We start from the raw sequence: 13,277 nt of genomic DNA, 5'->3' as shown, positions 1-13,277 counted from the left end.
TTATTATCTCTCTATGTTAGGCGCTATCAGACGTTGGCAAGATCTTGACCGGCCTGCTGAACAAAGAACGAGGCGCCACGCGGTTTCTGCGGCAGGCGAAGTTCATTTGCGGTGCTGCGGACCAGGCCGCTCTCGTGACCATAGACCAGCGTTCCGGCATCCGGACTGGGTAACGGGTTTTCACCGAATGGCAGCGCATCTTCCGCCGCGTACACGGCGATAAACAGTGTGCGCGGCCAGGCGGTTTCATTGGGGCTGGAGGCGTGCAGCAGCCGTGTATGCATAAAACACACGGAACCGGAAGGCCCAAAGCAGGCAGTAGGCTGCTGACATTCTTCTTTCACCACCGCAGAATCGACAGCACCGGTAAAGCGTCCGTCCTGCCAGTGTGAATAAAGTGGCCCCTGATGGCTGCCCGGCACCACGTTTAACGGGCCATTTTCCGGCGTGACCTCACTGACCATCAGCAGCGCGGTCACAATATCGTCGTTACTGTGCGGGGTGAACAGAAAATCCTGGTGCCACTCCACTTTGGTTGCGGTATGGGGCAGCTTCGAGTTGATCTTACTGTGATGATAGCGTGTGCCGCTGCCACCAATTAATTGCCCGGCAATATGCGCCATACGTGACTGCAGGGCCGCATGGCGGTAGGCGGCAGAGATGTCGTTCGGTGAGCTCACACGGCGTAATGAAGGGTGATCGGCACTGTGATCGCTCTCAATGTCGAAACGCGGACGGCCGTCCTGCGTATCGCCCCAGGGCGTACTCTGGCTGCGGCTTTCCTCAACCCACTGATCAAAATCGTGTTGCAGCGCTGCGATTTCATCGCTTGTCAGGACATGTTCAACTACCAGAAATCCTTGCTGGTGATACTGATCTATCTGCCATTGTTCAATCATGGTCGTGCCCTCGTGATTAATACATCGTTACGCCAGCGAGACATCCTTCAGAAAAGCTTCCACGCGCGGATGCTGGCCATCGCGTAGCGCTTGTGGCGCGTCGTCACACACGACGCGGCCTTTTTCCATAAAGACAATTCGATCAGAGACTTTGAAGGCGAAGTTCATCTCATGGGTCACGATCACCATGGTGATGCCTTCGCTTGCCAGGGCTTCAATGACCTGAAGCACTTCATTCACTTTTTCAGGGTCGAGCGCTGACGTCGGTTCGTCGAACAACATGATTTGGGGGCGCATCATCAAGGCGCGTGCAATAGCGACGCGTTGCTGCTGCCCCCCGGAGAGCTGATGAGGGTATTTCCACGCATGTTCGAGCATCCCGACCTTGAAAAGCAGTGCAGCCGCCTGCTGCTTTAAGGTCTGTGTGGGCGCAAGCTTGTGATAGCGTGGTGCCAGCAGCAGGTTATCCATGACGCTGAGGTGGCTGAACAAATTAAAGCTCTGAAAGACCATCCCAATATTGAGGCGGTGTTCCTTATGCTCAATGAAGCGTGGCTTTCGTTGTTCTCCCTGCTGACTGAGATGAATAAAGGGTTTTCCGTTAATACGGATTTCGCCGTTATCGATCTGCTCCAGACCATTAAGCAGGCGAATCAGCGTCGTTTTTCCTGAGCCTGAAGGCCCGATCACGGAAACCACCTCACCAGGATGAATCTGCAGGTTAACGGCACCCAGCACTTCAACATTGTTGTAAGCCTTATGAAGACGCATTGCCTGCAACGCTGGCCCGCCGGTGTGCAGCGCCTGGCGTACAGGATTCACCGCAGCGCATTGTGCAAGTTCAAACAGGTGCGCATCGGGTTTGCCGGACGGTTGACGCTGCGTCACGTCCAGATAGCGTTCCAGCTGTTTTAACAGGAAGTCAAAGACGGTCACGATCAGCACGTAATAGAAGGCCACGGCAGCCATGGTTTCCATGACCAGAAAGTTTTGCGAATAAAGCCGTTGGCCGACCATCAAAATTTCGGTGAGCGAGATAACAGAGACCAGCGACGTCAGCTTCACGATTGCGATGTATTCATTTGCCAGCGCCGGTAACGCCACACGCAAGGCCTGCGGGATAATAATGCGCCACTGAATACCGGCATAGCGCAATCCCAATGCCCGGGCGGCCTCGCTCTGGCCCTTAGGAATCGACAGCAGCCCACCACGGTGGATCTCCGCGATGTAGGCACTCTCACAAATGGTCAGCGCAATAAACCCGGCCCAGAAGGGATCGCTCAATACCGTCGACGTGGCGGGCAGTGCCTGAGGAAGGTTATAAACAAAGATCAGCAGCACCAGTAACGGCAGGCTGCGAAAGAGCCAGATATAAAAGCGGGCGGGTAGCGTCAATAAGGGATGACGCGACTGCTTGGCCAGCGCCAGGATAAATCCCGCGATAATGCTCATTCCCCAGGTCAGCAGGCTCAGTTTGATGACGGTCCATGTCGCCAGCCAGAAATTAGCGTCGCTAAACAGACTGAACATATAGTTCCAGTTAAATGTCATGGGCTTGCTCGCATTAAACAGAAAAGGGTTAATCATTTCATTCTGTAATTCACTATGGCGGCATGATGGGAACGATAGCAATTAGTAATTTCTTTGGTTCTGATTTTAAAAAAACTATCCAACTCTACTCTCACTTTTAAACGGCGTATTTTGAATGTCACAGGGTAATAATTAGCGTATTGCTTTCATTTTTGCGCTTATTTAGGGCAGCGCGCTGATCATTAGGACGCAACGTGAGAGTTATTGGTGCAATTTCTTTTTTTGACGTTCGCGATCTGTCGAAGATAAAAAAACAGGCTGGCGATATTTTTGAAAGAAAGGCGCTCAGGTCGACTGAGCATGTTGTGGCACAGCATTTGCACCAGTGCTTAGTCCAAAACGAAGCAGTGCTTCTCGCTGACCATAAAAAAAAGAGGTAACGCTATGAGTCGCTTTACACTTAAACAGCTCCGATATTTCGTCGCCGTGGTAGAGACGGAAAGCATTGCTGAAGCCTCGCGTCAGTTGCATATCGCCCAGCCCTCCATCTCTGTCTCGATTAAAAATCTGGAGGACGCCTTCGATCAGCAACTGTTGATTCGCCATCATGCCCAGGGGGTTTCCCTGACGCCCGGAGGCCGTCGTTTTTATGAAAAAGCCCAAGAACTGTTACGCCTGACACACGAGTTTGAGCAAAATTCACGGGCAGATAACACACTGATTTCGGGAACGATTACGGTGGGTTGCTTTGAATCTGCCGCGCCTCTGTACATGCCAAAACTGATTGCCGGATTTAAAAAACACTATCCGGATATCACCATTGAACTTTACGATGGCGAGCAGCATGAACTGATGCACGGACTCCATCGTGGACGTTTTGACCTGGCTTTTCTGTACGATCTTGAACTGGACAACACGATACAAAAAGCGGCGCTGAACGCCCCGCATAAACCCTATGCACTCTTACCGGTAAACCATCCGCTGGCACAACAATCCCTCGTCACGTTGCGTGAGCTGAGTCAGGAACCGATGATTTTGCTGGATGCTGTCCCCAGCAGGAATTACTTCATCAACATTTTCAAAAGCAAAGGTTATCATCCGCAGGTTGCCTACAGTTCGCCCTCAATTGAAATGGTGCGTTGCATGGTGGGGCAGGGGTTAGGCTTTTCAGTACTGGTCACCCGACCTTACACGGATATGACGTATGACGGTAAAAAACTTGCGCAGATTGATATTGAGGATGATATGGAAGCCTCTACGTTAATCATGGCCTGGTTAAGTCATAATGAACCCACGCGTCCGACAAAACTTTTTATGGACTATTGCCAGAATAGTGCCCTGGGACCAACGACCTGAAAAAGACCGCGCATATCGCCTGCTATTCGGTAAGAAAATGAAATGTATTTATGGCGGAAGTCATCGATAAATTTTACGGTTTATTCGTTGAGTGGCTTTAATAATCAGGTGTGCATCCTCTGCTTATTAATTTCTTATTCAGATATTAGCTTTATAATATTTTACCCATTCATCTGCCTCAAATAGTCTTGGCGCTAGCGCGTGTCAGGAACACGTCATTGAAACGGCGGGCTTGAGGATGATGGAATGACAATAACAGAGCAAGAAACAGACACCCTGGTGATTGGGGCAGGACAGGCTGGCATCGCCATGAGCGAGCACCTGGGGCGGCTCGGCATTCCGCATTGTGTCCTGGAAAAACATCGTATTGCTGAGGCGTGGCGGACGCGCCGCTGGGATTCTCTGGTCGCCAACGGTCCCGCCTGGCACGACCGGTTTCCCGGCATGACGTTTCCGGGCCAGAACCCGGACAGCTTTGTCTCTAAAGAACAGATTGCTGACTATTTTGACGCGTATGCACGGCACATTGACGCGCCTGTCAAAACGGGCGTCGAGGTCCTCAGCGTAGTGCCTCGTGTCGGGCGCAGCGGTTTCGACGTCTCTACCTCTGAAGGCCCGATTGTTGCACAGCGTGTGGTCGTTGCCACCGGTCCCTTCCAGAAGCCCATCATTCCCGCCATTGCGCCCACTGATGCGCGATTCACCCAGTTGCATTCAGCGGACTATCGTAATCCACAACAACTGCCTGAAGGCGGCGTGCTGGTTATCGGCGCGGGCTCATCAGGGGTGCAGATTGCCGATGAGCTTCAGCGTGCAGGAAAAGACGTCTGGCTCTCGGTTGGGCCGCACGATCGGCCACCTCGACGCTATCGCAACCGGGACTTTTGCTGGTGGTTAGGTGTGCTTGGTCTGTGGGATGCGGCAGCCGGTCAACCCGGTAAAGAACACGTCACCATTGCCGTCAGCGGTGCGCGCGGCGGTCATACAGTCGACTTTCGCAGGCTGGCGCAACAGGGCATCAACCTGGTCGGGTTGACGGAACGCTTTTCAGGCGATGAGGTGACTTTCAAGCCCGATCTGGCGCAAAACATTGCCTCAGGTGATGAAAACTATTTATCCCTGCTTGACGCGGCAGATGCCTGGGTTGAGCGCCATGGGCTGGATTTGCCCGAAGATCCTGGCGCGCGCGTGTTTCTGCCCGATCCGGAAAGTGTCTCGCACCCTGTGCAGTCACTCAATCTCGTCCGCGCAGGGATCACCACCCTCATCTGGGCGACGGGCTACGCCACCGACTACGCCTGGCTGAAGGTTAACGCCTTTGACGAGAAGAACAGACCGGTCCATCAACGCGGCGTCTCCACCGAGTCCGGGCTCTATTTTCTCGGGCTACCCTGGCAGTCACGCCGGGGCTCCTCGTTTATCTGGGGCGTGTGGCATGACGCAAAATATGTCGCCGACCACATCGCTATCCAACGTCAGTATCAGGATTACCGTGCCGCTTCAGAAAATTGAACCAGGAGATTGTCATTATGCCGACTCATACTCGTATTCGGATGTTTAACACCAAAGAAACCTATCCCAATCAAACGCTGGACAACGATCTCTGCCAGGCCGTACGTGCAGGTAACACGGTGTATCTGCGCGGTCAGGTTGGCACCGACTTCGACGGTAATCTGGTGGGCCTGGGCGATCCGGCTGCCCAGGCCGCGCAGGCGATGAAAAATGTGCAGCAACTGCTGGAAGAGGCAGGAAGCGATCTGTCGCATATCGTCAAAACCACCACCTATATTACCGATCCGCGTTATCGCGAGCCGGTTTACCGGGAAGTAGGAAAGTGGCTTAAAGGCGTCTTCCCTGTCTCTACGGGCCTGGTGATTTCGGCGCTCGCACAGCCGCAGTGGCTGATGGAAATTGATGTCATTGCGGTGATTCCGGATGACTGGAAACAGGGAGCGATGCAATGACCTTATCGGTAACGGCACGTTGTGAAGAAACCGGTCAACTCGGTATTGCCATCAGCTCATCCAGCATAGCCGTGGGGGCGCGCTGTCCCTGGCTGCAGGCGGGCGTGGGCGCGGTAGCGAGCCAGAACATTACGCTGCCTTCTCTGGGGCAGCAGATTCTGGTGCATCTGGATCAGGGCAGGGATCTGAACGTGGCGCTCAAGCTGGCGCTGGCTGACGACAGATTCAGTGATTACCGTCAGGTCGCCGCGATCGATATTCAGGGCAATACGGCGTTTTTCAGTGGCAGCAAGACGCTGGGCATCGGGAGCGTGACTGAAGGCAAAAACTGTATCGCCGCAGGCAATATGCTGGCGGATAAAGGCGTGACGGCAGCAATGTGTGCGGCTTATGACGCGGCCTCCGGTGAACTGGCCAGTCGGCTTCTTGCCGCCCTTCAGGCTGGCGTGGCGGCGGGCGGGGAGGCCGGGCCGTTACATTCTGCCGCGCTCAAACTGGTGGACGACTATACCTGGCCGCTGGTAGATCTGCGCATTGACTGGACTGAGCATGATCCTGTCGGGCAACTGACGCAACTGTGGCTTGCCTATGAACCGCAGATGGAAGCCTATGTCACGCGCGCACTGGACCCGCGTGAAGCGCCAGCCTATGGCGTTCCCGGCGATGAATGAGGGTTTGCGTGCGCTTCTGGCCTCACTGCTGGCTTTTGACATAACCAGCCGGGCGTCAAACCTGGCACTGATTCAGTTTATTGACGACTACCTGCCGGTCAGAGGCGTTAAGACGCAGTGGCTGCATGATGACAGCGGTAAAAAAGCCAATCATTTGACGACATTGGCGTGGCGACCCTGGTTTGTGGGCCGGGAAGCATGGCGCAGGGACATAAAGCGGATGAGTTTGTCAGTATCGAACGGCTGGAACGTTGTATGACGATGTTGAACAACCTGCGTCAGTGGATGGCGTTAACGCCCACGAACTCAACCGGGTAAGCCATGCGGGGCAGATCGCACCGCATAGCCAGATTATCGGCTCATCCCGTTTTTACAGCCGGCCATAAAAAGTCATGCGCGCGGTCTCTGATAACGCAATGCCTGGCGCGGTGTTATAGGCCAGCACCGCCAGCATACGTGTCACGTCGCCTTCGGTGGGCGTGACGCGATGCAGGGAATTACGCCCGCGAAACAGCACTAAATCCCCGGCTTCAATCGCCAGCTCATCGACCGGCTGCTGTTCATCCAGCACCGCGGCTACGCCCGCATAATTCATCTCGCCCGCATCGGCATTCCGCAGGTCTTTCACATACTGAAACCGTCCACCACCCACCGGTTTCTGCACCAGCAACGTGATGGCAAACGAAGAGTTATCAAAATGCCAACCCAGTTCTTTGCCGTGCGGCGCATAGTGAAGGTTAATGGAAGACAAGGGATCGGCGTACGGATACAACGCTTCTTCTTCAAGCACCTCACACAAAAAAGACTGAAAAAGTGCATCGTCGTAAAGCTGACGCAAAGGGGAATCCGGCGCAATCACATCGTCAGTGATGCACCCTTTGGTGCTACTGACTTCGCGGTTGCGGGGATGCGTATCGCTGAAGTCTGGGTCCGCTTTCATCAGATAGACGTTATGCTTACTTTGGGTATGGTAAGCACGATGGCGTTGCGCATCACCTTCTGCGACGATGGCTTGTAGGGCGGCGGGCTGCAAAAAATCAGGCAGCACCAGTGCACCTTGCTGGTTAAGTTGCGTCCGACAGTGTTGACGCCAGTCATGACTGGACAGAGGATGTAAGTCAGTACGTACCAGAGCTTCAGGCATCGTTTGCTTCCCGCGTTTCAAGAGTGAGATATCACTTTAACGGGGTCCGATCGTACTGAATACCAATAAATATTTAACACCCTGATAAGGAAGCCTTAATGCCCACGCCGTCGTCGCGCCTGCCTAAAATCAACGTTATTCAGTCATTTAAGGTGGCTGCGGAAACCGGCAGCCTGACGAAGGCGGCAGCGCAGTTGGCGTTAACGCCAGCCGCAGTCAGTCAGCAAATTCGTCAGCTTGAAGAGCATATTGGATGTGCGCTGTTTTTACGCACCCAGCACGGCGTGATGCTGACGGATATCGGCAAGCAATATCTTCGCTATGTGTCGGAGGCTTTCGATATTCTGCAACTGGGGCAACGAAACATCGGGCGCAAGGACACCGCCGCTCAGCTTACGCTGTATGCGCTTCCCGCGCTGGCGTCAAAATGGTTATTACCGCATCTTCACCACTGGCGCGAGCGCTGCCCACATGTTGGTCTCTCTCTACATGGCACGCACGCCGAAGTGGACTTCAGTAAAACCCCGGCGGATTTTGTCATCTGTTTTGGTGAAGACGCCTGTCCCAAGCTTAACAAACAGTATCTGTTTCACGATGAGGTATTCCCGGTCGCCAGCCCCGCGCTGGTCAACACGTTTTCTGCAGCACATATCCTCAATGAGGCGCCACTGATTCATCTCGACTGGGGAAAAGAAGGGCGTTTTCTGCCTGACTGGCCAGCCTGGTTTGAGGCAAAAGGCATGGCCGAACCCAATGCTCAGCCGGGTTTGACGTTTAACCTCACCTCACTGGCGATTGATGCGGCGGTCGCCGGGGCGGGGCTGCTGTTGGGACAACGCCAGATGATTGCCCAGGAACTGGCGCGGGGCGCGCTGGTGGCCATTGATGGGTTATGTTTACCGCTCAGTAAGCCCTATTACCTTGCCTGGCCTAATCGCACTGGCAACCAGGAAGGAAGCGAGGAGATGATCGCCTGGTTGCGCGAACGCGCTGCAGGGGAATAAAGCGCATTCGGCTGGCGGTGATCAGTCGTTGCAGCGTTGTGCGCGGGCAGTCACAGCCTGGGCGATCTTAGATAAAGCGAGGCGTCCTTGCCTCTGGCGCTACGGGGAGTTTAACGCGGCTTGGTTAACTCATCAGGCTGACCTGGGCCGCGACGATGCGCCAGCCTGCGGGGAATTTCACCCAGGTTTGTTGCTGACGACCAATTTTTTCAGTGCCTGCGCGGGTGAATTCGGTACTGCATACCGCAAAAGCATCGCCAAAGGTCGTGATCACGGTATTCTGCAATGTGCGATCCAGTCCCGCCGAAGGGCGGGCGGCGCGGAAAGCGCGAATCTCATCAATGCCGTATAAATTCTCTCCGGCACCCAGACGCACCGTCCGTGCATCGTGCCAGAACAGCTCATCCAGAACGGCAATATCGTTGCCTGTTAGCGCCTGTTCATAGCGGTAGAATGCGGCGGTTACGGCGTCCAGCACGTCAGTGCGATTAATCTCGTCGGTGTTCATGAGGCTCCAGCCACGTTGGTGGGAGAAAATGTCAGACCTTGCTGTTCAAGGGCAAAAGCCGCCCGCAATACCGCCTGTTCGTTAAACGGCGCGCCGATTAACTGTATGCCAATCGGCAAGCCGCTTGCCGTTGCCAGCGGAACAGTACAGACGGGCAGGCCGAGAAAAGAGATCGGCTGGGTTAACATGCCCATGCTGGCCTTGGTCGGCAAGTTTTGTCCGTTAATGGCAATCGTCTCCTGACCAATCAGCGGGGCACTGCAGGGTGTGGCAGGGGCAATCAGCACATCAAACCGATCAAACAACGGCAGTATTTGCTGTTGGAAATGACGGCGGAAGCGTTGTGCCTGCACATACCAGGCACCAGGCAGCATTGCGCCCGCCAGCAGGCGTTCACGGGAATGCGGTTCAAACTGTTCGGGGTGCTGACGTAGTGCGGGCAGATAGTGGTTGCCGCCTTCCGAAGCGGTCATGATAAAGGCGGCTGAGCGAGCCAGTTCCGCTTCCGCCATGATCACCTCTTCGTCAGCCTGTAACGCTTTGGCGGTCTGCATCTGGGCGGTGCGCGCATCATCATTACACCACGTTGAAAAGAAACCACCCAGCACGGCACAGCGTAAATCCTGCGCGCCCTGTTTCAGCAAAGGCAAGGATGCAGCCTGCGGCTGGTCTGCCTGGAAGGCATCCGCACTGTCCTTACCCTGCAACAGATCGTAGATCAGCGCCAGATCGTCCACCCGACGCGCAAAGGGGCCGATATGATCCAGACTGGCGACAAACGGATGGCTGCCGCTGCGGGACAGACGACCAAAGGTCGGCTTCAGCCCAACGATCCCGCACAGCGAAGCCGGCACGCGGATCGAGCCATTGGTATCCGTGCCCAGCGAAAAATGCACCAGCCCGGCCGCCACGGCTGCCGCCGAACCGCCGGATGAGCCACCGGCGATGCGCGCCAGATCGTGCGGATTGCGCGTCGCGCCATAGTGGCTGTTTTCTGTCGTAAAGCCGTAAGCATAGGCATCCATATTGACCATGCCGGAAAGCAGTGCGCCCCCCTGCTGAAGTCGCGTCACGGCAAAGGCATCCTGCTGCGCGGCGGGGCGCTGGCTGAATAATGCGGCCCCTGCCAGCGTCGAATAGCCCTGCACATCAAACAGATTTTTTACCGCATAGGGAATGCCCGCCAGTGGCGGTAAGGCCTCACCGCGCAGTCGCTGTTGGTCGACCGCGTCCGCTTCCTGCCTCATCCGCGTTGCAGTGATATCCGTCCAGGCATTAAGCTGCGGATTCTGTTTCTCTATTGCCGTCAGCGTCTGCTCTGCCACTTCACGGGCACTGATATCCCCGCGCTGAATCGCCTGTTGAAGTGCCTGAATGGAAACCTCGTCCAGTTTCATGCGTGGTACACTCCCGCCACTTCCAGCCGATCGTCCAGCGGATAAGCCATTAGCGGTGCCGCCATAGCGGCAATACGCGTCATCTGGATCAGCAGTGCTGCACGGCGTGCCTCATCCAGCTCCAGATTCAGGATCTGCTCCATCTGGGCGATATAAGCCGCCCACTCAATATCATTCATCATTTACTCCTGTCAGAAACCGGCGGCGCTGCCGTTGCTGCGTGGATCGCTTGCGCCTTCGAACATACCGTTGTTGTGACGAACAATGGCCCCCGCATGGCCGACGGCCTCACTGAATGCCGGAAGCGACTCCACCTCATGGCCTAGCTGGCGTAACTGCTCCAGCGTCTCAGGCGCAAAACGGCTCTCCAGCTTCAGGGAGTCAGAGGTCTGTCCCCACGTACGGCCCAACAGCCAACGGGGTGCACTCACTGCCTGCTGAAGCGGCATTCCCTGTATCACATGCCGGGTAAAAATCGCTGCCTGGGTTTGAGGCTGTCCGTCGCCGCCCATCGAGCCATAGACCATTGTGCGGCCGTCTTTCAGGCGCGCAGCGGCAGGATTGAGCGTGTGGAAAGGCTGTTTGCCGGGTGCCAGCGCCAGCAGATGATCGGGATCGAGGCTGAAAGCCGCCCCACGGTTTTGCCAGACGATCCCGGTGCCGGGCAGAACCACGCCACTGCCAAATTCATGATAAATACTTTGTATAAAGGAGACGGAAAGCCCGCTACTGTCCATCACGCCCATCCAGACGGTATCGCCAGGCCCACGACCGGTTCCCCACGGCGCAGCGCGGTGATCGTCAATCTGGCTGGCGATCGTGGCGAGCAGATCGCTGTCGAGCAGGGCCTGCAGATCTTCAACCACATGACGGGGATCGGTGATGTGCCGATCGCGCAGAGCAAAGGCTTTTTTTGTGGCTTCGACGATGCGATGAATGGTTTGCGCTTCATCGGCATTGGCCATATCCAGATGATCGGTAATGCCCAAAATCGCCAGAGAAACCAGCCCCTGTGTCGGCGGCGTGATATTCCAGATATCCCCTTCGCTATGGCTGACATGCAGCGGTGTGACCCGGCGGGCTCGTTGCTCCTGTAAATCGGCCAGGGTGACAGGAATGCCCAGGTTAACCATTTCGCCTGCCAGATGATGCGCCAGCGTGCCACGATAAAAGCTTTCCAGCCCTTCTTCGCTCAGCAGACTCAGCGTGCGGGCCAGATCGGGTTGGGTAAAACGACTGCCTTCCGCCGGGACATCGCCATCGGGCAAAAACAGGGCGGAAAAGCCGGGTTGATGCTGTAGCTCTTCACGCTTGCTGCGAGTCGCCGCCGCCTGTGAGGCCGTAACCGGAATGCCATCTGCCGCATAACGCACGGCGTCACGCAGTAATCGTGGCAGAGACAGGGATGTACCGCCGAGCTCGGCTGACAGCGTTAACGCCTCGTGCCAGCCGCTTACCGTGCCTGCCACGGTCAATGCCGCTTTGGGCCCGCGGTGTGGAATCTGTGTTTCACCCTGATAGAAGTCGATGGTTGCGAGAGAACCGGCTCTGCCGCTGGCGTCGATAGCGATCGGGTCGCCTTTGCCCGGCATAATCAGCCAGAAGCCATCGCCACCCAAGCCGTTCATATGCGGATACACGACAGTGATCGTGGCGGCGGCGGCGACCATTGCCTCAATCGCATTGCCGCCGTCGCGTAGCACTGCCAGCGCACTTTCACTGGCCAGATGATGAGGCGTTACCGCCATGCCCAGCGGGGCCATATTGCTCTGAATCATGCTCTTCTCATTGTGTTATTCAGGGTACAGAGCAAATAACTAAGCAAGAGCCGTTCCAGTTTTTATCACCGCAACGTCTCTGGACAGGTTTACCTGGCCCAAATTATGCTAGCTTCTGTCAAACCCCGCGGTTGAAACAAAAGTTACAGGACCTGAATGAAACAGCTTGATGAAAGGCTCAAAACGCATTATCCCCAGCTTTCGCCGCAAGAGCAGCGCATTGCCGATTTTATCTTTGACCATTTCGACGATCTGATTAGCTATAACAGTGCCGAGCTGGCGCGCCTGAGCGGCGTGTCAAAAGCCACGGTCAGTCGGCTGTTCAGGCGGCTTGGTTATGACAAATACAAAGATATGCGTGATGAGTTGCGCACCCTGCGCCAGAGCGGTATGCCGCTGACGGATAACCGGGATGCGGTGCAGGGCAATACCTTACTGTCGCGCCATTACAAGCAAGAGATGGCCAATCTTACACAGTGGGTGAACAGCATCGATGCCCAGCAGTTTACTGAAGTCATTGCCCAGCTGGCACAGGCTAAACGTATCTATATCGTTGGTATGCGTAACGCCTATCCGGTGGCGCTGCACCTGCGCCAGCAGCTGATACAGACGCGTTCGCAGGTGCATATTCTGCCCCAGCCCGGACAGACGCTGGCCGAAGATCTGGTGGATATTACGCCCGACGATATGGTGGTGGTCATCGCTTTTCGACGGCGCACCCGCATTATCCAACCGCTGATGCAGCAGCTGCAAAGCGCGGGAATCCCTGTACTGGCGCTGTGTGAGCCCCAGGCGCAGAGCGTGATTTCCCTGGCGCGCTGGCAGTTTTGCGCCCCGCTGGACAGCGTTTCAGCCTTTGACAGCTACGCATCGGCCATGAGCCTGGTGAACCTGCTTGCCAATGCCTTGCTGCATGAATTGCTGTCAGACGGACGCCAGCGCATCCATCATATCGCCGATCTTTATCACCAGCTTGACGAGCTGGAGCACCGTTAGCAGGCACCATTTTGGTGCTTTGCCCCTTTT

13 protein-coding genes and 1 pseudogene are annotated in these 13,277 nt (G+C 55.6%); 7 read left to right on the top strand and 7 right to left on the bottom strand.

Features of this window, described 5'->3' with window-relative positions; translation table 11 throughout:
- Positions 1-26: 26 nt before the first annotated feature.
- The gene (locus QNH99_RS17365) at positions 27-899 is read right to left on the bottom strand and encodes a phytanoyl-CoA dioxygenase family protein (RefSeq protein ID WP_096011038.1); all 873 of its coding nucleotides are present in this window, start codon (positions 897-899) and stop codon (positions 27-29) included.
- 27 nt (positions 900-926) lie between these two features.
- Positions 927-2,450 carry an amino acid ABC transporter permease/ATP-binding protein gene (locus QNH99_RS17360; RefSeq protein ID WP_410517683.1) on the bottom strand — a complete coding sequence of 508 codons (1,524 nt, stop codon included), beginning with the start codon at positions 2,448-2,450 and terminating at the stop codon, positions 927-929.
- 423 nt (positions 2,451-2,873) lie between these two features.
- Here QNH99_RS17360 and QNH99_RS17355 point away from each other — a divergent pair, with 423 nt between their 5' ends.
- From QNH99_RS17355 to QNH99_RS17335, 5 genes and pseudogenes are all read left to right on the top strand, one after another.
- Positions 2,874-3,785 (top strand): LysR substrate-binding domain-containing protein, encoded by a 912-nt coding sequence (locus QNH99_RS17355; protein WP_063878519.1) that lies wholly within the window; start codon positions 2,874-2,876, stop codon positions 3,783-3,785.
- 246 nt (positions 3,786-4,031) lie between these two features.
- Positions 4,032-5,297 carry a flavin-containing monooxygenase gene (locus tag QNH99_RS17350; protein WP_096011035.1) on the top strand — a complete coding sequence of 422 codons (1,266 nt, stop codon included), beginning with the start codon at positions 4,032-4,034 and terminating at the stop codon, positions 5,295-5,297.
- A gap of 17 nt (positions 5,298-5,314) precedes the next feature.
- Complete coding sequence (locus QNH99_RS17345) at positions 5,315-5,749, top strand: RidA family protein (RefSeq protein ID WP_063878521.1); 435 nt, start codon at positions 5,315-5,317, stop codon at positions 5,747-5,749.
- Entirely contained in the window at positions 5,746-6,420 is a 675-nt protein-coding gene (locus QNH99_RS17340) for a DUF1028 domain-containing protein (RefSeq protein WP_063878522.1), read from the top strand. Before QNH99_RS17345 ends, QNH99_RS17340 begins: the two co-directional genes overlap by 4 nt.
- A 153-nt stretch (positions 6,421-6,573) precedes the next feature.
- Positions 6,574-6,738 (top strand): annotated as a pseudogene (locus tag QNH99_RS17335) (acetylornithine deacetylase); the annotation flags it as partial.
- 52 nt (positions 6,739-6,790) lie between these two features.
- On the opposite strand, the gene QNH99_RS17330 reads toward QNH99_RS17335, so the two are convergent.
- Positions 6,791-7,564 (bottom strand): 2OG-Fe(II) oxygenase family protein, encoded by a 774-nt coding sequence (locus QNH99_RS17330; protein WP_063878524.1) that lies wholly within the window; start codon positions 7,562-7,564, stop codon positions 6,791-6,793.
- Positions 7,565-7,662: 98 nt separating this feature from the next.
- On the opposite strand from QNH99_RS17330, the gene QNH99_RS17325 reads away from it, so the two are divergent.
- Complete coding sequence (locus tag QNH99_RS17325; RefSeq protein WP_410516979.1) at positions 7,663-8,568, top strand: LysR substrate-binding domain-containing protein; 906 nt, start codon at positions 7,663-7,665, stop codon at positions 8,566-8,568.
- A gap of 124 nt (positions 8,569-8,692) precedes the next feature.
- Here QNH99_RS17325 and hpxZ read toward each other — a convergent pair whose 3' ends face one another.
- Genes hpxZ through QNH99_RS17305 form a run of 4 tightly spaced genes read right to left on the bottom strand, consistent with a single transcriptional unit; the run spans position 8,693 to position 12,251 of the window.
- Positions 8,693-9,076 carry an oxalurate catabolism protein HpxZ gene (hpxZ, locus tag QNH99_RS17320; protein WP_145393678.1) on the bottom strand — a complete coding sequence of 128 codons (384 nt, stop codon included), beginning with the start codon at positions 9,074-9,076 and terminating at the stop codon, positions 8,693-8,695.
- The gene (locus tag QNH99_RS17315; protein WP_410516978.1) at positions 9,073-10,473 is read right to left on the bottom strand and encodes an AtzE family amidohydrolase; all 1,401 of its coding nucleotides are present in this window, start codon (positions 10,471-10,473) and stop codon (positions 9,073-9,075) included. The genes hpxZ and QNH99_RS17315 overlap by 4 nt, the downstream gene beginning before the upstream one ends.
- Positions 10,470-10,652, bottom strand: coding sequence for an oxalurate catabolism protein HpxX (gene hpxX / locus QNH99_RS17310; protein ID WP_063878528.1), 183 nt, complete (start codon positions 10,650-10,652; stop codon positions 10,470-10,472). The genes QNH99_RS17315 and hpxX overlap by 4 nt, the downstream gene beginning before the upstream one ends.
- Before the next feature lie 12 nt (positions 10,653-10,664).
- Positions 10,665-12,251, bottom strand: a complete 1,587-nt coding sequence (locus QNH99_RS17305; protein WP_410516977.1) for a gamma-glutamyltransferase family protein — start codon at positions 12,249-12,251, stop codon at positions 10,665-10,667.
- A gap of 156 nt (positions 12,252-12,407) precedes the next feature.
- Here QNH99_RS17305 and hpxU point away from each other — a divergent pair, with 156 nt between their 5' ends.
- A complete protein-coding gene (hpxU, locus tag QNH99_RS17300) occupies positions 12,408-13,247 on the top strand; it encodes a MurR/RpiR family transcriptional regulator HpxU (protein ID WP_063878530.1) in 840 nt (279 codons plus the stop codon).
- Positions 13,248-13,277 lie beyond the last annotated feature (30 nt).

The organism is Pantoea allii, from assembly GCF_046529425.1.
In the GTDB taxonomy this organism is placed as follows: Bacteria; Pseudomonadota; Gammaproteobacteria; order Enterobacterales; family Enterobacteriaceae; genus Pantoea; species Pantoea allii.
This window is presented reverse-complemented; position numbering and strand designations above follow the sequence as displayed.